This is a genomic window from Streptomyces sp. NPDC047002 (genome assembly GCF_040704505.1).
In the GTDB taxonomy this organism is placed as follows: domain Bacteria; phylum Actinomycetota; class Actinomycetes; order Streptomycetales; family Streptomycetaceae; genus Streptomyces.
Map to the genome: position 1 here is coordinate 59,316 of NZ_JBEYWC010000032.1, position 22,432 is coordinate 81,747.

General features: G+C 74.2%; 24 protein-coding genes and 1 pseudogene. 10 read left to right on the forward strand and 15 right to left on the reverse strand.

All coding sequences use genetic code 11. The features are described 5' to 3' along the window. Nucleotide 1: 1 nt before the first annotated feature. Nucleotides 2–1,336 carry a D-inositol-3-phosphate glycosyltransferase gene (gene mshA / locus AB0910_RS25220; RefSeq protein WP_366746914.1) on the forward strand — a complete coding sequence of 445 codons (1,335 nt, stop codon included), beginning with the start codon at nucleotides 2–4 and terminating at the stop codon, nucleotides 1,334–1,336. Further along, nucleotides 1,329–1,916, forward strand: coding sequence for a YbjN domain-containing protein (locus tag AB0910_RS25225; protein ID WP_366746915.1), 588 nt, complete (start codon nucleotides 1,329–1,331; stop codon nucleotides 1,914–1,916). The genes mshA and AB0910_RS25225 overlap by 8 nt, the downstream gene beginning before the upstream one ends. A gap of 319 nt (nucleotides 1,917–2,235) precedes the next feature. On the opposite strand, the pseudogene AB0910_RS25230 reads toward AB0910_RS25225, so the two are convergent. The 4 genes and pseudogenes from AB0910_RS25230 to AB0910_RS25245 form a co-directional block, all read right to left on the reverse strand. Continuing rightward, nucleotides 2,236–2,511: pseudogene (locus AB0910_RS25230) on the reverse strand (nitroreductase/quinone reductase family protein); the annotation flags it as partial. Between the two features lie 11 nt (nucleotides 2,512–2,522). Further along, nucleotides 2,523–3,632, reverse strand: a complete 1,110-nt coding sequence (locus AB0910_RS25235) for a phosphotransferase (protein ID WP_366746916.1) — start codon at nucleotides 3,630–3,632, stop codon at nucleotides 2,523–2,525. Nucleotides 3,633–3,807: 175 nt separating this feature from the next. Continuing rightward, a complete protein-coding gene (locus AB0910_RS25240; protein WP_366746917.1) occupies nucleotides 3,808–4,596 on the reverse strand; it encodes an HAD family hydrolase in 789 nt (262 codons plus the stop codon). Beyond that, nucleotides 4,593–5,447 (reverse strand): winged helix-turn-helix domain-containing protein, encoded by an 855-nt coding sequence (locus AB0910_RS25245; protein ID WP_366746918.1) that lies wholly within the window; start codon nucleotides 5,445–5,447, stop codon nucleotides 4,593–4,595. The genes AB0910_RS25240 and AB0910_RS25245 overlap by 4 nt, the downstream gene beginning before the upstream one ends. Nucleotides 5,448–5,700: 253 nt before the next feature. On the opposite strand from AB0910_RS25245, the gene AB0910_RS25250 reads away from it, so the two are divergent. After that, nucleotides 5,701–5,889: a hypothetical protein gene (locus AB0910_RS25250; protein ID WP_366746919.1), complete on the forward strand. Its 189-nt coding sequence runs from the start codon at nucleotides 5,701–5,703 to the stop codon at nucleotides 5,887–5,889. A gap of 71 nt (nucleotides 5,890–5,960) precedes the next feature. After that, nucleotides 5,961–6,143 (forward strand): hypothetical protein, encoded by a 183-nt coding sequence (locus AB0910_RS25255; RefSeq protein WP_366746940.1) that lies wholly within the window; start codon nucleotides 5,961–5,963, stop codon nucleotides 6,141–6,143. 58 nt (nucleotides 6,144–6,201) lie between these two features. On the opposite strand, the gene AB0910_RS25260 is transcribed toward AB0910_RS25255, so the two are convergent. From AB0910_RS25260 to AB0910_RS25270, 3 genes are all read right to left on the reverse strand, one after another. Next, a complete protein-coding gene (locus AB0910_RS25260) occupies nucleotides 6,202–7,449 on the reverse strand; it encodes a GNAT family N-acetyltransferase (RefSeq protein ID WP_366746920.1) in 1,248 nt (415 codons plus the stop codon). Nucleotides 7,450–7,524: 75 nt separating this feature from the next. After that, entirely contained in the window at nucleotides 7,525–8,511 is a 987-nt protein-coding gene (locus tag AB0910_RS25265; protein WP_366746921.1) for an asparaginase, read from the reverse strand. A gap of 88 nt (nucleotides 8,512–8,599) precedes the next feature. Continuing rightward, nucleotides 8,600–9,463 (reverse strand): hypothetical protein, encoded by an 864-nt coding sequence (locus AB0910_RS25270; protein WP_366746922.1) that lies wholly within the window; start codon nucleotides 9,461–9,463, stop codon nucleotides 8,600–8,602. A gap of 182 nt (nucleotides 9,464–9,645) precedes the next feature. On the opposite strand from AB0910_RS25270, the gene dtd reads away from it, so the two are divergent. Beyond that, complete coding sequence (gene dtd, locus AB0910_RS25275; protein ID WP_366746923.1) at nucleotides 9,646–10,083, forward strand: D-aminoacyl-tRNA deacylase; 438 nt, start codon at nucleotides 9,646–9,648, stop codon at nucleotides 10,081–10,083. Between the two features lie 90 nt (nucleotides 10,084–10,173). Here dtd and AB0910_RS25280 read toward each other — a convergent pair whose 3' ends face one another. From AB0910_RS25280 to AB0910_RS25290, 3 genes are all read right to left on the reverse strand, one after another. Then, nucleotides 10,174–11,133 carry a folate-binding protein gene (locus AB0910_RS25280; RefSeq protein WP_366746941.1) on the reverse strand — a complete coding sequence of 320 codons (960 nt, stop codon included), beginning with the start codon at nucleotides 11,131–11,133 and terminating at the stop codon, nucleotides 10,174–10,176. A gap of 109 nt (nucleotides 11,134–11,242) precedes the next feature. Next, nucleotides 11,243–11,701 carry a transcriptional repressor gene (locus AB0910_RS25285; protein ID WP_366746924.1) on the reverse strand — a complete coding sequence of 153 codons (459 nt, stop codon included), beginning with the start codon at nucleotides 11,699–11,701 and terminating at the stop codon, nucleotides 11,243–11,245. Nucleotides 11,702–11,770: 69 nt separating this feature from the next. Then, complete coding sequence (locus AB0910_RS25290) at nucleotides 11,771–12,358, reverse strand: FABP family protein (protein ID WP_366746925.1); 588 nt, start codon at nucleotides 12,356–12,358, stop codon at nucleotides 11,771–11,773. A gap of 299 nt (nucleotides 12,359–12,657) precedes the next feature. On the opposite strand from AB0910_RS25290, the gene AB0910_RS25295 reads away from it, so the two are divergent. Next, nucleotides 12,658–13,038 (forward strand): DsrE family protein, encoded by a 381-nt coding sequence (locus tag AB0910_RS25295; RefSeq protein WP_366746926.1) that lies wholly within the window; start codon nucleotides 12,658–12,660, stop codon nucleotides 13,036–13,038. A gap of 27 nt (nucleotides 13,039–13,065) precedes the next feature. Here AB0910_RS25295 and AB0910_RS25300 read toward each other — a convergent pair whose 3' ends face one another. Beyond that, nucleotides 13,066–14,478, reverse strand: a complete 1,413-nt coding sequence (locus AB0910_RS25300) for an MFS transporter (RefSeq protein ID WP_366746927.1) — start codon at nucleotides 14,476–14,478, stop codon at nucleotides 13,066–13,068. A 196-nt stretch (nucleotides 14,479–14,674) separates the two neighbouring features. On the opposite strand from AB0910_RS25300, the gene AB0910_RS25305 reads away from it, so the two are divergent. Then, entirely contained in the window at nucleotides 14,675–15,436 is a 762-nt protein-coding gene (locus AB0910_RS25305) for a phosphoglyceromutase (protein ID WP_366746928.1), read from the forward strand. 80 nt (nucleotides 15,437–15,516) lie between these two features. Here the strand turns inward: AB0910_RS25305 and AB0910_RS25310 are convergent, their stop codons facing one another. Beyond that, nucleotides 15,517–15,690 (reverse strand): hypothetical protein, encoded by a 174-nt coding sequence (locus AB0910_RS25310; RefSeq protein WP_366746929.1) that lies wholly within the window; start codon nucleotides 15,688–15,690, stop codon nucleotides 15,517–15,519. A 969-nt stretch (nucleotides 15,691–16,659) separates the two neighbouring features. Further along, entirely contained in the window at nucleotides 16,660–17,646 is a 987-nt protein-coding gene (locus AB0910_RS25315; protein ID WP_366746930.1) for a zinc-binding dehydrogenase, read from the reverse strand. A 100-nt stretch (nucleotides 17,647–17,746) separates the two neighbouring features. Between AB0910_RS25315 and AB0910_RS25320 the strand changes: the two genes are divergently transcribed. Then, nucleotides 17,747–18,397, forward strand: coding sequence for a TetR family transcriptional regulator (locus AB0910_RS25320; protein ID WP_366746931.1), 651 nt, complete (start codon nucleotides 17,747–17,749; stop codon nucleotides 18,395–18,397). A 160-nt stretch (nucleotides 18,398–18,557) separates the two neighbouring features. Here AB0910_RS25320 and AB0910_RS25325 read toward each other — a convergent pair whose 3' ends face one another. Both AB0910_RS25325 and phoU read right to left on the reverse strand, forming a co-directional pair. Continuing rightward, nucleotides 18,558–18,737 (reverse strand): hypothetical protein, encoded by a 180-nt coding sequence (locus tag AB0910_RS25325; RefSeq protein ID WP_366746932.1) that lies wholly within the window; start codon nucleotides 18,735–18,737, stop codon nucleotides 18,558–18,560. A 291-nt stretch (nucleotides 18,738–19,028) separates the two neighbouring features. Further along, nucleotides 19,029–19,694 (reverse strand): phosphate signaling complex protein PhoU, encoded by a 666-nt coding sequence (gene phoU / locus AB0910_RS25330; RefSeq protein ID WP_366746933.1) that lies wholly within the window; start codon nucleotides 19,692–19,694, stop codon nucleotides 19,029–19,031. A gap of 222 nt (nucleotides 19,695–19,916) precedes the next feature. Here phoU and AB0910_RS25335 point away from each other — a divergent pair, with 222 nt between their 5' ends. Both AB0910_RS25335 and AB0910_RS25340 read left to right on the forward strand, forming a co-directional pair. After that, nucleotides 19,917–21,602, forward strand: coding sequence for an ATP-binding protein (locus AB0910_RS25335; protein WP_366746934.1), 1,686 nt, complete (start codon nucleotides 19,917–19,919; stop codon nucleotides 21,600–21,602). Beyond that, a complete protein-coding gene (locus tag AB0910_RS25340; RefSeq protein WP_345646346.1) occupies nucleotides 21,599–22,279 on the forward strand; it encodes a response regulator transcription factor in 681 nt (226 codons plus the stop codon). The genes AB0910_RS25335 and AB0910_RS25340 overlap by 4 nt, the downstream gene beginning before the upstream one ends. The last annotated feature ends 153 nt before the right edge of the window (nucleotides 22,280–22,432 follow it).

Sequence of the window (22,432 nt, forward strand, 5' to 3'; positions counted from 1 at the left end):
CGTGAGCCAGTACGTGTCCAGGATCACGGGCACGCCCGCCAGGCTCAGGTTCCCCGGGCAGCGGCGCAGGCCGCGCCGCGTCGCCATGCTCAGTGTCCACACCTCCCCGCTGCACCAGCCGGGGACGGGCGACGCGGGCGGGATGAACGTCTACATCGTGGAGCTGGCCAGGCGCCTCGCCGACATCGACATCGAGGTGGAGATCTTCACCCGCGCCACCACCGGCGGCCTCCCGCCGACCGTCGAGCTGGCGCCGGGCGTCCTCGTGCGCCATGTCGACGCGGGCCCCTACGAGGGCCTCGCCAAGGAGGACCTGCCCGCCCAGCTCTGCGCCTTCACGCACGGCGTCATGCAGGCGTGGGCCGGCCACCGGCCGGGCCACTACGACCTGGTCCACTCCCACTACTGGCTGTCAGGGCACGTCGGCTGGCTGGCCGCGGAGCGCTGGGGCGTGCCGCTGGTGCACGCCATGCACACCATGGCCAAGGTCAAGAACGCCGCGCTCGCCGAGGGCGACACCCCCGAGCCCGCGGCCCGGGTGATCGGCGAGACCCAGGTGGTGCGCGCCGCCGACCGGCTGATCGCCAACACCGACGAGGAGGCGGCCGAGCTGGTCCGCTTCTACGACGCGGACCCCGCGCACACCGCCGTGGTGCACCCGGGCGTCAATCTCGAACGCTTCCGCCCCGCCGACGGCAGGGCGGCCGCGCGCGCCCGCGTGGGGCTGCCCGCCGACGCCTTCGTGCCGCTGTTCGCCGGCCGCATCCAGCCGCTGAAGGCGCCCGACGTGCTGCTGCGCGCGGTGGGCCTGCTGGTCGACCGCGACCCGTCGCTGCGCGGCCGGATGGTGGTGCCCGTGGTGGGCGGCCCCAGCGGCAGCGGCCTCGCGAAGCCGGAGAAGCTCCAGAAGCTCGCGGCGCGCCTGGGCATCGCCGACCTGGTGCGGTTCGTGCCGCCGGTCGGCCAGGACCGGCTCGCCGACTGGTTCCGCGCCGCGTCCGTGCTGGTCATGCCGTCGTACAGCGAGTCCTTCGGCCTGGTCGCCATCGAGGCGCAGGCCGCGGGTACGCCGGTCGTCGCCGCCGAGGTGGGCGGCCTGCCGGTGGCGGTGCGCGGCGGCCGTACGGGCCTGCTCGTGCGGGGCCACGAGCCCGCCGCCTACGCGGACGCGCTGCGGCGCTTCCTCGACCACCCCGAGCTGGTGGAGCGGATGGGTGAGGAGGCGGCGCGGCACGCGCGGGGCTTCGGCTGGGACGCGGCGGCCGCCGCCACGGCGGAGGTCTACCAGGCCGCCGTGCACGACCACCGGCGTCGCGTACGCTCGCCGCATGGGTGAGGCGCTGCGGAGGACCACGGCACGGGACGCGGCGCGCGTCGTCGAGGAGGCCCTCGACGCGCTGGCCGCGGCGGACGCGGAGTCGGCTGAGGACCGGGACGCGGCGGGCCACGCCAGGACGTGCGTGACCTGGGAGTCGCCCGAGCCCGGCGCGTACGTGGTGAGCCTGCCGGGCACCCGGAAGCTCTCCACCACCTGCTCGCTGCGCGTCGGCGCGCACGCGCTCTCGCTCAACGCGTTCGTCGTGCGCCACCCCGACGAGAACGCCGAGCGCTTCCACCGCTGGCTGCTGGAGCGCAACCTCCGCCTGTACGGGGTGAGTTACGCGATCGACCGGCTCGGCGACGTCTATCTGACGGCCAAGGTGCCGCTCGCTGCCGTCACCGAGGACGAGCTCGACCGGCTGCTCGGCGCGGTGCTCGAAGAGGCCGACGGGTCTTTCAACACCCTGCTGGAGCTGGGGTTCGCCGAGGCCATCCGCAAGGAGTACGCGTGGCGGGTCGCGCGCGGCGAGTCCACCCGCAACCTCGCCGCCTTCACCCGCCTGACGGGTGAGGGGCAGGAGCCCGCGGAGGGCTGAGGCCCGCCGGGACGGCAGCGGCCGCCGGTGCAGCCGTGGTGGCCGGTGACCTCGGCGGCTTCGTCATCGGCATGCCGTTCGGACGGGTGGGCAGCCGCTCGTCTTCGGCCGGCGGCTGCCCGACCGGGAGCCCCGAAGGCCGCGACGGCGGTGCGGCCCGGGAGCTGCCCGCGCCCAGCCCGCACCCGCGTACTGCCTCGCGCCTGCCCCCGCGTGGAGGTGCGGTCCCCGGGCCCAGGAGGAGCATGGTGCGCATGAGCCGGCAGGGGGCGCCGAGCCCCGCCCCGCCCGCACGGGCGCGCCCCGCCGCTGACCCGGCTCAGGCCGCCGTTCCCCCGTGGGGCTCCGGGTCGAGGTCCACGCGTACGGTCAGCAGCTCGGTGCCGAAGAGGGCCACGGCCGCGCTGTTCCCGCGCGGCAGCGTCCGCAGCCTGGCGCGCGGGTCGTCGTCGGGCAGCGGGTGCGCCGTACCCGCGTACCACCGCCCGCCGACGCGCACCCGTACGCGCGGGTCGGCCAGGATGTTGCGCACGTACTGCGCCTGCCGCCCGTGCTCGGCCACCAGCCAGAAGCTCCCCCCGTCCAGCCGCCCGCCGGCCGCGCCGCTCAGGCCGCGGATCGGGCGTCGTCCGTGGCCGGGTGGGGCGGGCGGTGGGCGGGGCCCGCGGTCGGCGGGGTGGGGGAGCGCAGCCAGTCGCGGCAGATGGCGGCCGTGCGCTCCAGCGAGGGGACGCGGGTGAGGCCGGCGGCCGTGCGGGCCGCGTGCAGCACCGCGTGGGTGCGTACGGCGACGGCGCGCGCGGCGGACGGGCTGTCCGGTGCGCACAGCAGCGTGTGCATGCCGCGGATCACGTCCGTGTAGAGGGACTGGACGGCCTCCAGGTCCCGGTAGAAGGCGAGCGCGCCGCGGTGCCCGGCGAGGCGGCCTGCCGCCGCGTGCCATGCCCGGTGCGCGGTCCTGCGCTCGGCCGCCGTGCGGTAGCCCATGCGGGAGAGGTGGGTGGCGATCTCGTACACCGGGTCTCCGAACAGGGCGAGTTCCCAGTCGATCAGCGCGAGGGCGCCGCCGGGCCCCGCGATCAGATTGCCGCGGTGCACGTCGGTGTGCAGCAGTACGAAGGGCCGGTGACCCACGGTCCCGGCCCGCTCCCGCAGTCGCGCGAACGCGTCGTCGGGGATCCCGAGCGTGGCGAACAGGTCGAGGAACGGCCGCCCGTTCCTGCCTCTGATCTCCGTCTCGGCGAAGCCGAGCAGCGCGGCGGCGAACCCGGGGCAGTCGCCGTCCGCGGGCCAGGCGGGCGGCAGCGGCGGCAGCGCCGCGCGCGGCACGGCGGCCGTCTGCCGCCACAGCGCGCCGAGGCGCGCGAAGGGCACGGCCCCGCCCGCCGCCGCCAGCGGGCGGCCTGCGGCGAACGAGTGCACGGTGAAGCCGGGCCGCCGCGCCAGCACCCGGGGCGCGCCGTCGACCCGGCCCTCGATCGCCTGGAGCAGGTCGCCCTCGGGCCAGATCCGCAGGTTGAACTGGGGCGCGTGCGGGATCGGCGCCCGCAGCTTCACGACCGTGCCCGCGGGCAGCGCGACCGCGTCCGCGAGGGCGGCGGGCAGCGCGACCGCGAAGTTGACGTGGTAATAGCCGGTGAGAGGTTCGCTCCCGGCGCCGATTCCCCCGAGCAGCGCGTCCCAGGCGTCCGCCGGGCGTTCGGAGACCTCACGCATACGGCTCCCCGTGCTGGCCTGTGCTTCCGGTGCCCGCCGCCGTCCGGCGGCCGCTCCGGCCCTGGAGCGCCGCCGCTGAACGGTCCGCACCGGCCTCCGCCCTCAGCGTACCCAAGGGGTGAATCCCTTGGAAGGACGGGAAGTCGACCACGGGTGACGTGCGGGGGCCGCCCGGTCAGCCGCCCAGCGCCGCGGCCTGCGCTCCGAGGTCGTCCGTCAGGTGCTCGGCGCCCGCGGCGCGCAGGGCCGCGGCCCGCGCGGGCCGGGTGGCGTAGCCGAGGAACGCGGCGCCGACCTTCGCGGCGGCCAGGGCGTCGGCCGCCGAGTCGCCGATCATCAGGGCGTCGGCTGCGTCCGCGCCCGCCGTGGTGAGCGCCTTCTCCAGGCTGTGCGGGTGCGGCTTCATCAGGTCCGGGTCACAGGGCCGCCCCACCACCTGGGCGACATACGGTTCGAGCCCGTGGTCGCGCAGGTAACCCGCCACCGCGCCCGCGGAGTTGTTGGACACGACGACCTGCCGCTTGCCCAGCTCCCGCAGTCTGCCGAGGAGTTCGCGGGCCCCTGGCGTGGGGGCGGCGCGCCGCGCGGCCCGCTCCTCCAGGCGGTCGAGCGCGCCCCGCACGGCGTCGACCGTGCCGGGCGCGGACCCGGCGAACCGCCGGTGCACGCTTGCGCAGAGCTCCAGCGGGTCGTCCACCTCCCGCAGGGCGCGGGTGTCGAGCCCCCGGCCGCGGGCGAAGCCGCGCAGCTCGGCGGCGACCAGCGGGGCGGAGAGACCGGCGAAGAGGTGGCACAGCGGCCCGTCGAAGTCCCACATCACGAGGGACGCGTCGGCGAGGAGCGCCGCCGCCGTACGGGGACCGTCGCCTGCGAGGACGCCGCCGGGGGCGCGGAAGGGCGCGGGGGAGCCGGCGCGGGACGGGGCGGGGGAGGGGGCGTCGGTGAGGGATCCGGTGGACGTCACAGTGAGTTGAGGTCCGCTTCTTGGGCCAGGTTGTCCCAGTAGGAGTCGAAGAACCGCTGGGCCGTCTCCACCTTCACCCGGTGCTGTGGCGTGGTGTAGCGGAAGAGGGTCGCGTCGGCCGAGAACGAGTCGGAGTCGAGGATGGTGAGCTCCGGCTTGCCCCGCGGCGGCTCGGGCTGCCACGTGGTGAGCGTGTAGTAGCCCTCGAGCAGCTCGTGGCCGTTCAGGAGGTACAACTTCAGCGGGGGCGTGAAGGGCACGGTCCTGATCTGTACGGACACGTCCTCCACATAGCCGCGGTCGCGCAGCGCGAGCAGCGAGTAGTCGAGCGTCTTGGCGTAGCGGATCACCATGTCGCGGTGGCGGGCGCGCGACCAGTCCTCGACCGCGCCGCCCTCCTCGCCCCGCGGCAGCACCGCGCGCGGGAACGCGAGCCGTATCCCGGTGATGTCGGGCAGCATCAGGCGCAGGCTGATGCTGCGCGGCTTGATCTCGCGCTGCCCGATGAGCACCACCGGGTCGCCCAGGTACGTCGCCATGGTCTCCGAGGTCAGCGACAGCACGTCCATGGTGATCACGTCGGCCTCGAACGCCTCGCGCAGGCTGGCCCGCAGGTCGCCGGTGCCGTCCGTGCCGCCGGGCTTGGCCACGACGACGGCCGGGCTGCCCTGGCCGCCGCGTACGAGCCCCTCGGCGGCGAGCTTGTGCAGCACCTTCGTCACCGTCGTACGGGACAGGCCGCCGTACCGCGCGCCCAACTCCTCCTGGGAGGGCAGGCGCTCGCCCACGGCGTACCGCCCCGCGGCGATGTCCGCCGTCAGCTGCTCGGCGAGTCGATCGGACTTGTTCATGGCACACGCCCTGTATCACCGGCTGTTGTGACGCCCCACCGTACAACTTCCCCGGCATGCGCGGCAGCTGACCCTTCGTCCCGAACAAGTGGTTGAACCTGCCTCGGGCGGGAACATACAAGTTGGAAGGTAACTTCCCGCACTTGTATCGTACTTGCTCTTTTTTCGAGCACCTGTCCCGGACCGCTCGGGTGCCGGGGACCGTACCGCCCTCCCGCCGTTCCCGCCGTTCCCGCAGGGAAGGGAGCACGTCATGGACCCCATCGGTCTCACGCTCACCGCGCTGTCCCTCGGGCTGCGCGCCGCCGTCGGCTGGCCCTACGGGGCCGCGGGCGTGCTCGGGGTGCTGCTCCTGCTGTGGGGCGCGCGGGCGGGCCGCAGGTCCGCCGCGGGCACCGGGGCCGTCCTGCTGGTCCTCGTGATGGTCGCGCACGGCGCCTGAGCTCCGGGCGGCCGGGAGTCCTGAAAGGTTCCTCAGGGGGAGGGAGGTGGATCCGGATGACGGGGAAGCCCATGCCGTTCGCCGCCATCGGCGTCGCCCTGGCGGGCGTCGGCTTCGAGGCGCTGGTGCAGAACACCTTCGGTGCGATGGGCATCGTCGGGCTGCTGCTGCTCAGCATCGGCGTGCGGGCGCGCAACGCGGCCTGCGGGTGCGTCGGCGCCGTGGTGCTCGCGATGCTGTTCGCCGCCGGGTGAGGCGCCGCGCCCTGGCCCGCACCGTACGGCCCAGGCCCGGCGTGCCGCGGGCGGCGCGTCAGAACATGTCCGGGCACCAGGGCCGCCGCGGCGTGTGGAACAGCGCCTCAGCGCGCGCCAGCGCGCCCGCCCGCTCCTCCGCCACCGCGCCGAGCAGCGCGAGCCTGGTCGGCGTCTCGTCGCCGAGGTAGAGCGAGCCCAGCGCGTCCACGCCGAGCGTGAGGTCGGCGCCCTGCGACGTCGGCACGCAGACCGCGCCCTCGGGCGAGGCGTCGAGCCGGTAGCGGCCGCCCGCGAGGCCCGCGCCGTCCCGTACGTCGAGGACGAGCGCCCCCGGCACCCCGTACGTCCGCGCCTCCAGCGCCCGTGCGGTGTCCAGGATCCGCACCCACAGGAAGTCGGCCACGCCCTGCACCCGCGCGGCGCGCGGGTCCGGCAGGTAGTACGGCATCAGGTCGTCGGGCGCCCGGCGCCCTGTCCGCACCTCCACGACCCAGTCGAGCGAGCACAGGAACCGCCACAGCGCACGCTCCACGGCGGCCGAGGTCGCGCTCAGCCGCCCCACGGTGACGCTGTTCGCCGGCTGCTTGGCGTCGCTCCACTTCCCGTCGACGGTGTAGGTGGCCTGGCCCTCGATGACGCCGGCGGCCGAGCGGTAGACCGCGTGGAAGGCCTCGGGCCGCCGGTCGCCGTCCGAGGGCTCGGCCCCGGTGCTGACGCGCCACCAGCGCTCGTCCAGGTCGATGGCGCCCGGCTGGAGCACCCGCCATCTGTCGTGGAACGCGGGCCCGAGCTTGCGCACTTCGGCGCCGTCGACCAGGTCGATCCTCGCGCCCTCCTCGTGCGGCGCCCAGCGGCGCGGGTCGAGGCCGGTGCGCGGCACGTCGATGGTCCAGGAGGCGGTGCGGGTGGCCCGGCCGAAGCCGAACCTGCCGTAGATCCGGTGCTCGGCCGCGACCAGGTCGGCGAGCACCTCGCCGCGCTCCCTGGCCGCGGCCAGGTCCCGGGTGATCATCTGCTTGAGCAGCCCCCGGCCGCGGTGGCTCGCCGTGACCGTGACGCCGGAGACCGCGTCTACCGCCACGGCCGCGCCGCCCGGCACCGTCAGCTCCTGCCGGAAGGAACGGTACGTCGCCACGCACCGGTCCCCGTCGAACGCGCCCTGCGTACGGGTGAGGTCCGCCTGCGCCAGCCGGGCCTCGACCACCTCGGGCGGCACGGGGGCGGCATTGAGGAAGCCGGTGTGCACGGCGCGCTGCCAGTCGGCGAACTCGGCCTCGGTGACGGTACGAACCTCGACGCTCATCCCGCCACGCTATGCGCTGCGCCTCCCGCCCCGCACCCCGATAAGGGCACGCCCGCGCGCCGCCAGGGCCGCGCCTCAGAAGACCGCGCGCACCTCGCCGACCTCCGCGCCGCCGCCGAGCACCGGCACCCGGCCGATCCGCGCGACGACGTCCGCCTCCTCGACGCCGAGCAGGTCGAGCGCCCGCGCCATGACGGGGCCCACCGCGCGCGCGTTGCCGTCGTCGATCTTGAGGGCGAGCGCCCTGCCGTCCGCCAGCGCGACCGCCTGCACGGCCTCGGCCCCCGTCTTCGACAGCGTCCCCTGCACGCCCGCCATCAGCCAGGTGTCGGCGCGCCTGGTGCCCGCGACGTACTCCGGGTGGGCGCGCATCGCGTCGGCGACGCGGCGCTCGGGCGTGCCGGGGGCGGCGAGCACGAAGTGCCGGAAGGCGCGCGCGAGGCCCGTGAGGCTGATCGCCATCAGGGGAGCGCCGCAGCCGTCCGTGCCGACCGCCGCGACCTCCTCGCCCGCCGCCTCCTCGACCACCGTGCGCACGAGCCGCTGGAGCGGGTGCCCGGGGTCCAGGTACGAGTCGGTGGGCCAGCCGTTGTGCAGGCAGGCGGCGAGCATCGCGGTGTGCTTGCCCGAGCAGTTCATCGCGATCTTGCTGGGCGCCCGGCCCGACGCCAGGTACGCCTGCGCCTCGGTCGTGTCGACGGGCAGGTCGGGCGGGGTGCTGAGGTCGTCCTCGGTGAGGCCGTGCTCCGCGAGCATGGTCCGTACGAGCTCCAGGTGGAAGTCCTCGCCCGAGTGGCTCGCCGCGGCGAGCGCGAGCCGCTCGCCCTCCAGCGCGAGGCCGGCCCGCAGCACGGCTGCCGCCTGCATCGGCTTGTTGCTCGACCGCGGGAACACCGGCACGTCCGGCGCCCCGAGCGCGAGCCCGACGCCGCCGTCCACCCCGAGCAGCACCAGCGAACCCCGGTGGTGGCCCTCCACGAACCCGGACCGTACGACCTCGGCGAGGACCGGCGGGGCGGGGGCGGTCGCGGGGGTCGCCGCGGCTGCGGGGGCGTGTGTCATCTCGTCGGCCTTTCCACGTCGAGGCGCGCCCGGCGCGGGGCGGCGGGCCTCGTGAGCCGCGCCGTCACCGCGCGGCGCGCGCCGCCACTCAGGTGAGCAGGTCGTCCACCTGCGCTTCCCCTTCACGGTACCTGCGGGCGATCTCGGCGCTGCACCCGTCCACGGTGCGCTGCAGCCGGTGGCGGCGGCGGGAGATCTGCCGCTCGTTGCGGACGAGCCTGCGCAGGGCGGCGAGCAGTTCGTCGTCCGTGCGGGCGGCCAGGTCGGAGAGCTCGACCTCGGCGAGCGTCTCGGCCGCCAGCCGCCTGCCCTCGGCGCCGCGCGGCGTCGAGAGCGTGACGTGCCGGGCCGAGCTGCGGTGCGCGGACGGCGGGTCGGAGAGGATCCCGGCCAGCCTGACCACCATGGAGGTCGCGGCGCCGCCCGAGGCCGCCCCCGCGCTCGCCGCGCCCACGGCCGCCGGCTCGACCCGCCCCCGGGCCCCGGCGGTCCTGCCCTGCCCGGGGGGCGCGGCGGGTCCCGTACGGCGGGACAGCTCGTCCCGCAGGATGTCGATGCGCCCCTGGAGAAGCCGCCGCAGATAGCTCAGGTCCGCCTCGTCGCGCTGCGAGTCGCGCCGCAGCGCGCGCAGCTCGGGCAGCCCGAGGATCGCGAAGTCGTAGGGGCGCTGCCCCGGCAGCACCGGTTCTGCGGCCCCGGCGTCGTCGAGGTCTGCGGGGTCTGAGTGGATTCCGGGTGCTCCGGGTGCTCCGGGTGCTGCGGGGTCCGCCGGGCCTGCGGGACCCGTGGGATCCGCGGGCCCTGTGCGGCCCACCGGGTCCGCGGCGGGCCCGCCGCTGCCGCCGCCCGCCCCGTGCCCCGTGCCCGTCGTCGTACGGGCGGCGGGTACGGGGCCGTGCGGGTGCCCGGCCGGCCCGGACTGCCCGGCCTGGCCGGCTCCACTTGTGCTCATCGCGCGTGCTGCCCCTCACTCAGCCCCGGGGGACACCCCCATGCGGGACCCCCCGTCCCTCGACCGGTCACGTACCGTCGCCCCACCGGCGCCGTACGCGACCGCCTTTCTGCATGGTGCCACTCCTGGCGCCGGGCATGCGGGCGATCTGCACCCGTTCGGCCCCCGATAGGTTGGTCCCCATGCGAGCGGTGGTGCAGCGAGTCGACGGTGCGAGCGTGTCCGTGGTGTCCGATGCGGGGACGGAGAAGGTCGGGGAGATCACGGGCGAGGGGCTGTGCGTCCTGGTCGGCGTGACCCATGACGACACGGCGGAGACGGCGGCCCGGCTGGCCGCGAAGCTCTGGTCGATCCGGCTGCTCGACGGGGAGCGCTCCTGCTCGGAGACGGGCGCCCCGCTGCTGGTGGTCTCGCAGTTCACCCTCTACGGGGACGCGCGCAAGGGCCGCCGCCCCACCTGGAACGCGGCCGCCCCAGGACCGGTCGCCGAGCCCCTGGTCGACGAGGTCGTCGCCCGGCTGCGGGCGCTGGGCGCGACCGTGCACACCGGCAGCTTCGGCGCGCACATGCGGGTCTCGCTGACGAACGACGGCCCCTTCACGGTGCTGCTCGACATGTGAGGCGCGCGCGAGCGCCCAGGGTCTTTCGTTTGGGTCAGGGCGGATCAGGGACCGGGGCACGCGAGCCCGCCATGATCCAAACGAGAGGCCCTACGGCTCGACGACCGTCTCCTGCGCCGCGGCCGTGTCCCCCGCCACCAGCGGCGCGTCCACCGGCACGTTCCGCTTCACCAGCGCGAGCGCGATCGGACCCAGCTCGTGGTGGCGCGCGGACGTCGTCAGGAACCCGACCTGCCGGCCCTCCGCGCCGTCGGGCCCCGGCGCGAGCCGCACCGGCGTCCCGTGCCCCGGCAGGTGCACCTCGCTGCCGTCGAGGTGCAGGAAGACGAGGCGGCGCGGCGGCTTCCCGAGGTTCTGCACCCGCGCCACGGTCTCCTGGCCCCGGTAGCAGCCCTTCTCCAGGTGCACCGCGGTCTCGATCCAGCCGACCTCGTGCGGGATGGTCCTGTGGTCGGTCTCGAAGCCGAGCCGCGGCCTGTGGTCCTCCACCCGCAGCGCCTCGTACGCGAGGAGCCCGGCGAGCGGGCCGTGCCCGCGCGCGTACTCCGCGAGGTCGGCGCGCGGCAGGAACAGGTCGCGCCCGTACGGGGTCTCCCGTACGGCCACCCCTTCCGGCACCTCGGCGATCGAGCCCGCGGGCAGGTGCACGACCGCGGTGTCCGCGGTGCGGTCGGCGACCTCGACGCGGTAGAAGAACTTCATCGACTCCAGGTACGCGACCAGCTCGCCCTGTGTCCCGGGCTCGACGTGCGCCCAGGTCGTGGTGGAGTCGTCGACCAGGTAGAGCGCGTGCTCGACATGGCCGTGCGCGGAGAGCACCAGCGCCTCGGTGGCGCGGTGCGCGGGCAGCTCGCTCACGTGCTGCGTGAGCAGCAGGTGCAGCCAGGCGAGCCGGTCGTCGCCGGTGACGGTGACGACGCCGCGGTGCGACAGGTCGACGAGGCCGCTGCCGTCGGCGAGGGCGCGCTGCTCGCGGAAGAGGTCGCCGTAGTGCGCGGCGACACCCTCGTCAGGCCCTTCGCCCGCGACCGCGCCCGGGGTGGCGAGCAGGGGGCTCGCGGGCGCTGCGGGGGACTGCGGCGGCTCGGGGGAGGCGGCGGCGCGCGCGCCGGGGGTGCCGGCGGCCGCTGCGGGCGTGGAAGGCTCCATACGTTTCAGCCTACGACGCCGCCGCACCGTCCTCGGTGCCGCGTGCCGCCCTGATCGCGGTGCAGTCGGCGCACCGGCCGAAGATCGCGAAGTGCCGCATGTCCGTGGTGAAGCCGAAGCTCTCCTGGAGCTCGGCCGCGAAGTCCGCGGCGACCTCGACATCCGTCTCGATCACGCTCTGGCAGTCGCGGCAGACCAGGTGGATGTGGTGGTCGCGGCCCGCGAGGTGGTACTTGGGAGCGCCGTGCCCGATGTGGGCGTGCGAGACGAGGCCCAGCTCCTCAAGCAGTTCGAGGGTCCGGTACACGGTGGAGATGTTCACGCCCGACGCGGTCTTGCGCACTTCGCAGAGGATGTCCTCGGGCGTCGCGTGCTCCAGCGCGTCCACGGCTTCGAGCACGAGCTGCCGCTGCGGAGTCAGCCGGTAGCCGCGCCGGCGGAGATCGCTTTTCCAGTCGGTGCTCACCACGCACCCAGTGTAGGACCGGCCGCGGGGTACGGGACGCCCGCGGAGCCCGCCTCTTGCCGGGCCGGCCGCCTACTTGAAGAAGGCGATGCCGTCGTCCGGCAGGTCACCGAGGTCCTTGGCCCAGTCCTCGACCTGCTCGGGGGTGACCGCGACCGCGGAGGAGACCTTCTTCAGCTGGGCCGACATATAGGGCCGCAGCGGCACCTCGGGCGTCGACTTCTCGCCGACCCACATCAGGTCGCCCTTCACATACCCGTACAGGCGCTTGCCGCCGCTGTAGGGGCCGGAGGACGCGGTGCGCGCGACGGCGTCGGTCGCGAGGTCAATCTGCGGCTTCTGGTCGGCGAGCTCGCCGTACCAGACCTCGACGACGCCCTGGTCGCGGACCATCACGACCTCGACCTTGCGGTCCTTGCCGATCCGCCAGAAGCCCGACTCGGTCTCGATCGGGCGGACCTTCCTGCCCTCGGAGTCCAGCGCCCACGTGTGCGAGACGTACTCGATGAAGTCCCGGCCGTCGTGGGTGAAGACCGCCTCCTGGCCGAAGTTGGCCTTCTGGTCGCCGGGGAAGTCGAAGACGCCCGCGCCTTCCCAGCGGCCGAGCAGAAAGGCGAGGGGGACGAGGTCCGGGTGGAGGTCGGACGGGATCTCGATCATGAGCGACTCAGCGTTCCTCGGGGGCGTGCGTACCGTGCCTGCGGGCCTGGAGGCCGCGGCCTCAGCGCTGGCCCTGGTAGAGCTTCTTGACGGTCAGCACGGCGAACGCGAGCACGCCGACGCAGACCAGGACCAGCAGAGAGGTGAAGAAGTCCTCAAGCACGGGGTGCTCCTCGGATGAGCGGAACGACGGTGGTGGCCCCAGGGCCGGACCCCAGCCTAATGGGTGGTGCCGCGGCGCTCCTCCCGAGGCCCTCGCACGGGGGCGGCCGCCCGCGCCGGGTGGTTACAGTGCGGCCATGGAATCGGACGCGCAGGCGGCGCAGAAGCTCGTGATCAAGGTGACGGCGGGCGCTGACGCCCCCGAGCGCTGCTCCCAGGCGTTCACGGTCGCGGCGGTCGCCGCGGCCAGCGGCGTCGAGGTGTCGCTGTGGCTCACCGGGGAGTCCGCGTGGTTCGCGCTGCCCGGCCGCGCCGCCGAGTTCGAGCTGCCGCACGCCGCGCCGCTGCCCGACCTGATCGAGTCGGTGCGTGCCACCGGCCTGATCACCCTGTGCACCCAGTGCGCCGCTCGCCGCGACATCACCGAGGCCGACGTCATCGACGGCGTGCGCATCGCGGGCGCGCAGGTCTTCGTCAGCGAGGTCATGGGGGAGGGTGCGCGGGCGCTGGTGTACTGAGGCGGGCCTGCCCTGGCCGGCTCGTCGTCAGGCGGGCGGCGTACCCGCGCCCTCCGCGACCGGCGCACCGGTGGTCGGGGCGCCGGGCGCCTCCGTACGGGCGGCCTCCGTACCGGAGGCGGCTGTACCGGCGGCCGCTGCATCGGCGGCCCCCGCGCCGGAAGCTTCCGCACCGGAAGCCCCCGCACCGGCGGACGCGGGGCCGAGCCCGCGCATCAGCAGCCCGTACCCGAGCGCGGCCGCCGTGCCGAGGACCGCGCAGCCGCCCCACAGCCACCGGGCGCCCAGGTGGTCGAGCACGGTCCCGGACATCACCGGGGCCGCGAGCGCGGCGACGGACCAGGACAGGGAGTACATGCCCTGGTAGCGGCCGCGGCCGTGCGCGGGGGAGAGGCGCACGACGAGCCCGCTCTGCGTCGGCGCGTTGACGGCCTCTGCGAGCGTCCACACACAGACCGTCAGCACGTACACCGCGAGCGATCCGGCGAACACCGTCAGCCCGAAGCCGTACCCCGCGAGCAGCGACGACACGATCAGCAGGCGGCGCGGGTCGCGGTGCTGGATGAGGCGGGTCACGGGGATCTGGAGCGCGACGATCAGCAGCCCGTTCGCCGCGGCCGCGATGCCGAAGTCCGCGCTGCCGAAGCCCGCCTCGCTCATCGCGACCGGCAGGCCGACCGAGCTCTGCTGGAAGATCAGCGCGACGACGAAGGACAGCCCGACCACGCTCATGAACCGGCCGTCGCGGACCACCGTCAGCATGCTGACCCGCGGCGCGCCTGCCCCGCCCGTACGCTCGCCCTCCCCGCCCCGGCCCCGGTCGGCCCCGGCGGCGGGCCGCGACTCCTGCAGCTTCACGAACACCACGACCGCGCAGGCCAGGGTCATGGCCGCCTCGCCGAAGAACCCCGCGCGGTAGCTGTACTGGGCGACGAACCCGGCGAGCGCCGACGACACCGCGAAGCCCAGGTTGATCGCCCAGTAGTTGAGGGAGAAGGCCCGCACCCGGTCCTCGGGCCTGACGATGTCGGCCAGCATCGCCTGCACGGCGGGGCGCGAGGCGCTTGACGCCATGCCGACGGCGACCGCGACGGCCGCGATGGCCACCGGGCTGTGCACCAGGCCGAGCAGCGCGACGGACGCGGCCGTCGAGCACTGCGCGATCAGCATCGTGGGCCGCCTGCCGAGCCGGTCGGCGAGCACGCCGCCGCCCAGCGAGGCCACCACGCCGCCGAGCCCGTAGAGGGAGGCGACGAGACCCGCGTACGAGGCGGAGTACCCGCGCTCCACGGTCAGGTAGAGCGCCATGAACGTCGCGACGAACGCGCCGAGCCGGTTGACCAGCGTGCTGGTCCACAGCCACCAGAAGGCGCGCGGCAGCCCGGCGACGCTCTCCCGGACCGCGCGCCCTGCGCCGGAGGTGGACAGGGCGAGCGGCATGGAGGTCCCCCCGGGGAGTGCGCGGCGTACGCGCCGCAGGTAAGTGTCACGCAGCGCATGCGCAGATTACGTACGCCGGTCCCTCCACCGCCAGCCTTTTACCGGCCCGCCGCCGGCCGTGCCCGGCCGCGGCCCCGGCCGCCCGGTGGTCAGGCACCCCGGAATGCGCCGGAGGCCGTCCATTAGGCTCGGCCCCATGGCCGACGCACCGTACAAGCTGATCCTCCTCCGCCACGGCGAGAGCGAGTGGAACGAGAAGAACCTGTTCACCGGCTGGGTGGACGTCAACCTCAACGCCAAGGGCGAGAAGGAGGCGATCCGTGGCGGCGAGCTGATCAAGGACGCCGGCCTGACCCCCGACATCCTCCACACCTCCGTGCTGAAGCGCGCCATCCGCACCTCGCAGCTCGCGCTGGAGGCCATGGACCGCCTCTGGCTGCCGGTGCAGCGGTCCTGGCGCCTCAACGAGCGCCACTACGGCGCCCTCCAGGGCAAGGACAAGGCCCAGACGCTCGCCGAGTTCGGCGAGGAGCAGTTCATGCTGTGGCGCCGCTCGTACGACACCCCGCCGCCGGCCCTTGAGGACGGCGCAGAGTTCTCCCAGAGCGACGACCCGCGCTACGCGACGATCCCCAGCGAGCTGCGCCCCCGCACCGAGTGCCTCAAGGACGTCGTCGTCCGCATGCTGCCGTACTGGTACGACTCGATCGTCCCCGACCTTCTCGCGGGCCGCACGGTCCTCGTCGCCGCCCACGGCAACAGCCTCCGCGCCCTCGTCAAGCACCTCGACAACATCTCCGACGAGGACATCGCCGCCCTCAACATCCCCACCGGCATCCCCCTGGTCTACGACCTCGACGCCGACTTCCACCCGGTCACCCCCGGCGGCACCTACCTCGACCCGGCCGCAGCGGCCGCCGCCATCGAAGCCGTGAAGAACCAGGGCAAGAAGAAGTAACCGCCCCCACCCCCAGGCCCCCTGCCCCGCACCCCACCCGCGACCAGGGGGCCTTCGCCGTCCCCGGCCCCCTGTGGCTCTCAGTAACGCGCCCGGCGCGCCTTGACCTCAAGCGCTACCAGGGCGGCACCGAGGAGAGTGCTCCACGGGGGTACATGAGCATACGAGCCGACCGTGAGACCGCCGACGGCGATCCAGTAGAAGGGGAGTCCGCGCCCCCTGATGCAGATGATCAAGCCGACTCGTGAGAGCATACTTTTCTCCATGTCTGTCTACGTCGGACAACAGCGGAGACCAGGGCCGTTCTCCTGAACCGAGAACGGCCCTTCCGCGTGCAAGAGAATAGCCTTCGTCGGGCGGCCCACCAAAATGCCTGGTACGGGCCACGGAAATGCCTGGCAAGCGTCTCCCGGAATGGCGCCGTCGACTGCCCGGTGAATGTCAGAAGTTGATGACGTGTCCATGGCGTCTATGGCTTATCCACTGGTAACTCGTGGGTACGAGTCACGAGTTACGTCTGAGTTGACTCCTATGCTGAGCGCCGCTTATCGCGGTAGTCGTGTCTATGGCGGTAACTACTGAGAGGCACCTGCCTGGCTATTTCTGCCTTGAGTACACATGCAAGGTGCTGGACTTCTATAGGTCTTTGGTTGCCCAGTGGGAGTCGTTAGTCGGTGCCTTGTCGGCTTCTTATTATTGAGGTGATGGAAGATTCCGATAGCGAGAAGCGCCCGCGCTCGGCCCGACGGCTTGGTGTGGACTGCCGGCACTCGCCCGTCCTGTCGCGGTAGGAGCCGTGGTCCGGGGCTGCGCGGCAGGTGCAGACGCGCGGGCCTTGTACGCGGTCGCGCGGGTGCTGTCGCGGGCCGCGATGCGGCGTGCCGCAGACTGCCTCCTCCCGCCCGTGCTCGCTGTGAGGTTCAAGGGGGCGCCCCCGTCATGTGCCTTTGGGCGCACCTGGGTTGGCGCAGAGCGGGGGCGCCGTGCATCGGCAGGGAGACGGTCGGCAGGTACCTGCCGTGTGCCGGCGACTGACCGACACTGCGGGCGGAATGCCATCTCAACTGTCTTGCGGTTGCACGCTGGTGGCCGCCCTTGCCGCCCTGAGGCAGGTCATCCGGACCCGTTCGGCCCCGCTTGCACCGGTGCCCGCCCGCGCGCAGGGGCGCGGACCCGGGGCATGGCCTGCGCCTCCGGAGCGCAGTCAGGCCCGCCCTCGCCTCTCATACCGTGAGGACGATACGGCCGCTCGCCGTGTGGTTCTCCAGGCGCTCGTGGGCGGCGGCGGCCTCGGCGAGCGGGAAGGTGTCGAGCTCGACGTCGAGCACGCCCGCGGCGGCGGCCGTGAGGGCGGCGGCGGCCGCGGGGGGTACGGCATCGGGGTGCGCGGGCAGGTAGGCGCCCGCGTTGAAGCCGGTGACCGTGAGGTTCCCGTACCAGAGCGCGTTGCCGTCGAGTCCCGCGGTCCCGCTCCAGTCGCCGCTCGCGTTGCCGACCAGCAGGAGGCGGCCCGAGGGCGCGAGCAGGTCGAGGCTCCGCGCGCGGACCGCGCCGCCCACCGGGTCGACGACCACGTCGAACTTCTCGCCCGCGAGGGCCTCGGGCAGCAGGGCGGAGTCGACGACGGCGTCGTACGGCAGCCGGGTGGCAGCGGCGGCGGCCAGCCGCCCGGCACGGACCGTACCGACGATCCGCGACGCGCCCAACTGCCGTGCGATGCCGGGGAAGACGGCCCCGAACGCGCCGAGCGCGCCGTGCACGAGGACGCTCTCGCCCGGCGCGAGGCGGGCGGCGCGGGTGAGGGCGACGTGGGCCATCAGAGCGTTGGGCAGGACGGCGACGGCGAGCGCGGGGTCGATGGCGTGGCCCTCGGTGGAGAAGACCCGGGTCCTGTCGGCCACGTACACCGGCGCGTACCCGCCCGTCCCGTCGGCCGCCAGCGTCACCACCCGCTCCCCGACGGCGAGGCCGGTGACGCCTTCGCCGAGCGCCCTGACCGTCCCGGCGACTTCGAGGCCGGGCACGTAGGGCGGCTGCGGCAGCCCGTCGCGGTCCTTGTAGAGCCCCTGCCGGATGAAGACGTCGACGAGCCCGACGGCCGCGTGACTCACGTCGACGGCGACCTGCCCGGGCCCCGGTACGGGTTCGGGTATGTCGGCGAGCGCGAGCACACGGGGGTCGCCGAAGCGGCTGACCTGCACGGCTTCCATGGGATGTGCCCCTTCCGAGATAACGCACCTCAAGATGCGTTAATGCGACCGTACTACGGGGAGCCGGAAAGCGCATCATGGGGTGCGTTATTCTTCTGGCATGCGTCAGAGGGCCCGATCAGCCGAGGACAAGGCGCGCCGCGCGGACGATCTGCTCCAGGCGGCGGAGGCCGTCGCGCTCGAACGGGGCGGTGTGCGGTACGTGACGCTCGCCGAGGTCACCGAGCGGGCGGGCCTGCACCGCACCGGCGTGCGGCGGTACTACACCAAGAAGGAGGACCTCCTCCTCGAACTCGCGGAGCGCGGCTGGGGCCAGTGGCGCGACGCGGTCGCCGACGAACTCGGCCACCGCACCGGCCTGACGCCCGCGCAGACCGCGACCGTGGTCAGCTCCACCCTGATCGGGCTGCCGGTCTTCTGCGACCTGCTGACCCACGTCCCGCTGCACCTCGAAGGCGATGTCGACATCGAGCGGGCGCGCCGCTACAAGACCAACGCCACGGCGGCCCACGACGCGATCGCGACGGCGCTCGACCGTGCGAGCACCCTGGCCGCCGGGCAGATCGTGCACCTGCTCGCGGCCGCTGTCGTGCTCTCCGCAGGGCTCTGGCAGGTGTCCCACCCCACTCCGACTCTCGCGAAGCTGTACGAGGAGGTGCCCGACTGGGGCCACGCGGCGCTGGACTTCGCTCCGCGCCTCGACACCCTGCTCACGGCGTGCGCGACGGGGCTCGCGACGCGGCCGCGTTGAGCGGAGCCGCTCCCTCCGCCCGGCGGCACCGCGTGAAGGGGCGCGCCCCAGCCGCGCCGAGCGGGCCGGGTCCCGTACGGGCGTGAGGGCCGGCAGGCCTCAGGCCGTCACGTCATCGGGCCGTCGGGCCCTCAGGCAAGGGGCAGGGGGTACGCGCCCCTCAGCAGCCCCCGCCGCACTGGCAGGCGCCGCCCGACTGGCAGCCGCAGCCGCAGCCCGAGCCGCAGCCGCAGGCTCCGAGCACCGGCAGGTGCGGGCGGGCGGCAGCGGCGGGGCGTGGCGCGTCGGCACCGGCCTTCGCCGTGGTCCTCGCGGCGGCGGGTGCGGAAGATTCGGCCATGGGTCTCTCCTCCAGTGGTGCCGGGGCCCGGGGCCGGGCCCCGGCGGCGTGAGGGTGCACAGTCCGTCTTCCATGGGACGACGGCGCCGGGCCGCGCGGCAACGGCGCGGCACCGGCGCATCGGCGGCGCACCACCGGCGCACGGGCCGCGGCCTGTGGCCCCTGGGACCGGCGCGGCCTGCGCGACCGGCGCGGCCCCTGTGACGCGCGGGGCCGGAGCGGCCCGACCTGCGCGGGCGGCCCGACCGGTGCGGCCCAGCGGTCGGCGGCCCAGCGCCCCGCGCCCGCGCCTCAGACGCTGTCCGGCTGGATCTCGTCCGCGTGCTCGCCCGTCACCAGGTACACCACGCGCTTGGCGACGGAGACCGCGTGGTCGGCGAAGCGCTCGTAGTAGCGGCCGAGCAGCGTCACGTCGACGGCGGTCTCGATGCCGTGCTTCCAGCGGTCGTCCATCAGGTGCTGGAACAGCGTGCGGTGCAGCAGGTCCATCTCGTCGTCGTCCTGTTCCAGCTGCATGGCCAGGTCGATGTCCTTGGTGATGATCACCTCGGCGGCCTTCGCCATCAGCCGCTGGGCGAGCTGCCCCATTTCGAGCAGCGTCGCCTGCAAATCCTGCGGGACCGGCGACTCCGGGTAGCGCAGCCGGGTCAGCTTCGCCACGTGCTGCGCGAGGTCGCCCGCGCGCTCCAGGTCGGCGCTCATCCGCAGGGACGTGACGACGATCCTGAGGTCCGTCGCCACCGGCTGCTGCTGCGCGAGGAGCGCGATGGCGCGCGCCTCCAGGTCGTGCTGGGTCTGGTCGACCTTCGCGTCGGCGGCGATGACGCTCTCCGCGAGCTTCAGGTCGGCGTCGAGCATGGAGGTCGTGGCACGCCCGATGGCGGACCCGACCTGCCGGGCCATGGCGACGAGGTCGTCGCTGATCGAGTCCAGTTCCTCGTGGTACGCGTCCCGCATGGGTGTGTCCCTCTCCAGCGCTCCCGCGCTTGACGTTCCTGGTCAAAATGGCGGGCGGGAAGGCGCTCGCCCCCCACGCTCCCACGGTGGCCGGAACACGCGTCCGGGGCCTCCCGCCCAAGTGAACCGGCCCTGTCCCCTCGGTGAACTCTGGGCGACGAGTGTTCGAGCAGGCACTCGGACGGCTGGGAGAGTGTCGGTGCGCCCGCTTAATGTGAATGCATGGACGTGAACGCGGCGGTCGCCGCATTGGCAGCGATCGCCGGCGTGTGCACCGGCGTGATCGCCATGCTGGCATTCCGCTGGAGCGAGCGCGACCAGCACCGGCCCACGCGCACCTCGCTGCACACGGACGCCGTGCTGCCGCCCGGTGTCGACACGGTCCTCTCGGTCCTGCGCTCCTCGGCCGTCGTGCTCGACGAGAGCGACGCCGTCGTCAAGGCCAGCTCGGCCGCGTATGCGCTCGGCCTGGTCAGGGGCGGCAAGCTGGCCGTCGAGCCGATGCTGCACATGGCGCGCGACACCCGCAGGGACGGCGAGATACGGCAGATCGAGCTGGACCTGCCCCGCAGGGGCACGGGGCGCGGCGAGGCGCTCGCGGTCTCCGCCCGCGTCGCGCCGCTCGGCTCCCGCCTGGTGCTGCTGCTGGTGGAGGACCTGACGGAGGCCCGCCGCATCGAGGCGGTACGGCGCGACTTCGTGGCGAACGTCAGCCATGAGCTCAAGACCCCGGTCGGCGCGCTCTCACTGCTCTCCGAGGCCGTCATGGACGCCTCCGACGACCCCGAGGCCGTGGACCGCTTCGCCGGGCGCATGCAGATCGAGGCGACCCGGCTCACCAACCTCGTGCAGGAGCTCATCGACCTCTCCCGGGTGCAGAACGACGACCCGCTGGAGGACGCCGAGCCCGTCCGGGTCGACGAGCTGGTCGCCGAGGCCATCGACAGGTCGCGGCACCCCGCGTCCACGAAGCAGATCACGATGGCCGCGGGCGGCGACGTCGACCTCTTCGTCTGGGGCAACCGCGGCCAGCTGGCCGCCGCCCTCGGCAACCTCGTGGAGAACGCCGTCAACTACTCCCCGGCCCGCACCCGCGTCGGCATCGCCGTCTCGCGCACGGCTGCGGCGAGCGGCGCGGTGATCGAGATCGCCGTCACCGACCAGGGCATAGGCATCTCGGAGAAGGACCGCGAGCGCATCTTCGAGCGCTTCTACCGCGTCGACCCGGCCCGCTCCCGTGCCACCGGCGGTACGGGCCTCGGCCTCGCGATCGTCAAGCACGTCGCCGCCTCGCACGGCGGCGACGTCACGGTCTGGAGCTCCGAGGGCCAGGGCTCGACCTTCACGCTCCGCCTCCCGGAGGCGGGCGTCACCCGCGACCGCTCGGCGTCCCCCGCAGCCTCCGCGTCCGGCGACGGCGAGGACGCCCCCGACCAGGACGACGACCTCGACACCGGCTACGCCCGGCGCACCCCGCTCGACGACCCCCCGGCCCCCGGCCCCGACGAGCCGGCCCCCGGCCCCGACGAGCCGGCCCCCGGCCCGCAGGCGTCCGGCGCCCGGGCCCCGGCCGCCGCGCAGACGGATCCCGCCGCGGGCGGCAGTACGGGCGGCACCGCCGCCCGGGCCCGCGCCCGCGAGGCCGCGCCCGGCGACGACGCGCCCGCGCCCGGCGGGCAGGCCTCCGCCGACGGCCGTGCGGACCCCGTCCCCGACCATCCCCCGACCGCCGACCCAGACCCGCGCGGCGCCGCCGAGCACATCCGCGGTGCCGCCGTCAGCGGGGGCCGCGACCTCGCGGCCCGCCGCGCACCCGCAGAACCCAGCCGCCCGGAACCACGCGGGACGGCCCGCAGCCTGGTGCTGGATACTCCGACCGTGATTCCTGCCCCGGAGGTCCTTCCGTGACCCGAGTGCTCGTCGTCGAGGATGAGGAATCCTTCAGCGACGCCCTTTCCTACATGCTCCGCAAGGAGGGCTTCGAGGTCGCCATCGCGACCACCGGGCCCGCGGGGCTCGACGAGTTCGAGCGCAACGGCGCCGACCTCGTCCTCCTCGACCTGATGCTGCCCGGACTGCCGGGCACCGAGGTCTGCCGCCAGTTGCGCGGCAGGTCCAATGTCCCGGTGATCATGGTCACCGCCAAGGACAGCGAGATCGACAAGGTCGTCGGCCTGGAGATAGGGGCCGACGACTACGTGACCAAGCCCTTCTCCTCCCGTGAGCTCGTGGCCCGCATCCGCGCGGTGCTGCGCCGCCGCGGCGAGCCCGAGGAGGTCACCCCGGCAGCCCTGGAGGCGGGGCCGGTCCGGATGGACGTCGACCGGCACGTCGTCACCGTGGCGGGCGGCAAGGTCGATCTGCCGCTCAAGGAGTTCGACCTGCTGGAGATGCTGCTGCGCAACGCGGGCCGCGTGCTGACCCGTATGCAGCTCATCGACCGGGTGTGGGGCGCCGACTACGTCGGCGACACCAAGACGCTCGACGTCCATGTGAAGCGCCTGCGGGCGAAGATCGAGCCGGACCCGGGCGCCCCGCGCTACCTGGTCACGGTGCGCGGGCTCGGCTACAAGTTCGAGCCGTAGGCCGCGCGCCGCCGCCGCGCCGCACGCCCCGCGCGTACGGCACCGCGCGGCCCGTGTACGACGTGAGGGAGGCGCCCCCGCACGGCGTCGCTGCCCGGCAGCGCGTCGTCCAGGTCGTAGGAGACGTCGCAGGGCCACCGGTCGGCGCCGACC

Excerpts from the sequence above, each read along its gene's own strand:
- AB0910_RS25260 (WP_366746920.1), bottom strand. The coding sequence starts at position 7,449 with ATGAGCGTCGAGGTTCGTACCGTCACCGAGGCCGAGTTCGCCGACTGG.
- AB0910_RS25300 (WP_366746927.1), bottom strand. The coding sequence starts at position 14,478 with ATGCCGCTCGCCCTGTCCACCTCCGGCGCAGGGCGCGCGGTCCGGGAG.
- AB0910_RS25320 (WP_366746931.1), top strand. The coding sequence starts at position 17,747 with ATGCGTCAGAGGGCCCGATCAGCCGAGGACAAGGCGCGCCGCGCGGAC.
- AB0910_RS25325 (WP_366746932.1), bottom strand. The coding sequence starts at position 18,737 with ATGGCCGAATCTTCCGCACCCGCCGCCGCGAGGACCACGGCGAAGGCC.
- AB0910_RS25245 (WP_366746918.1), bottom strand. The coding sequence starts at position 5,447 with ATGAACAAGTCCGATCGACTCGCCGAGCAGCTGACGGCGGACATCGCC.
- AB0910_RS25310 (WP_366746929.1), bottom strand. The coding sequence starts at position 15,690 with ATGCTCTCACGAGTCGGCTTGATCATCTGCATCAGGGGGCGCGGACTC.
- dtd (WP_366746923.1), top strand. The coding sequence starts at position 9,646 with ATGCGAGCGGTGGTGCAGCGAGTCGACGGTGCGAGCGTGTCCGTGGTG.
- AB0910_RS25255 (WP_366746940.1), top strand. The coding sequence starts at position 5,961 with ATGCCGTTCGCCGCCATCGGCGTCGCCCTGGCGGGCGTCGGCTTCGAG.
- AB0910_RS25265 (WP_366746921.1), bottom strand. The coding sequence starts at position 8,511 with ATGACACACGCCCCCGCAGCCGCGGCGACCCCCGCGACCGCCCCCGCC.
- phoU (WP_366746933.1), bottom strand. The coding sequence starts at position 19,694 with ATGCGGGACGCGTACCACGAGGAACTGGACTCGATCAGCGACGACCTC.
- AB0910_RS25225 (WP_366746915.1), top strand. The coding sequence starts at position 1,329 with ATGGGTGAGGCGCTGCGGAGGACCACGGCACGGGACGCGGCGCGCGTC.
- AB0910_RS25290 (WP_366746925.1), bottom strand. The coding sequence starts at position 12,358 with ATGATCGAGATCCCGTCCGACCTCCACCCGGACCTCGTCCCCCTCGCC.
- AB0910_RS25235 (WP_366746916.1), bottom strand. The coding sequence starts at position 3,632 with ATGCGTGAGGTCTCCGAACGCCCGGCGGACGCCTGGGACGCGCTGCTC.
- AB0910_RS25305 (WP_366746928.1), top strand. The coding sequence starts at position 14,675 with ATGGCCGACGCACCGTACAAGCTGATCCTCCTCCGCCACGGCGAGAGC.
- AB0910_RS25335 (WP_366746934.1), top strand. The coding sequence starts at position 19,917 with ATGGACGTGAACGCGGCGGTCGCCGCATTGGCAGCGATCGCCGGCGTG.
- AB0910_RS25270 (WP_366746922.1), bottom strand. The coding sequence starts at position 9,463 with ATGAGCACAAGTGGAGCCGGCCAGGCCGGGCAGTCCGGGCCGGCCGGG.
- AB0910_RS25295 (WP_366746926.1), top strand. The coding sequence starts at position 12,658 with ATGGAATCGGACGCGCAGGCGGCGCAGAAGCTCGTGATCAAGGTGACG.
- AB0910_RS25315 (WP_366746930.1), bottom strand. The coding sequence starts at position 17,646 with ATGGAAGCCGTGCAGGTCAGCCGCTTCGGCGACCCCCGTGTGCTCGCG.
- AB0910_RS25250 (WP_366746919.1), top strand. The coding sequence starts at position 5,701 with ATGGACCCCATCGGTCTCACGCTCACCGCGCTGTCCCTCGGGCTGCGC.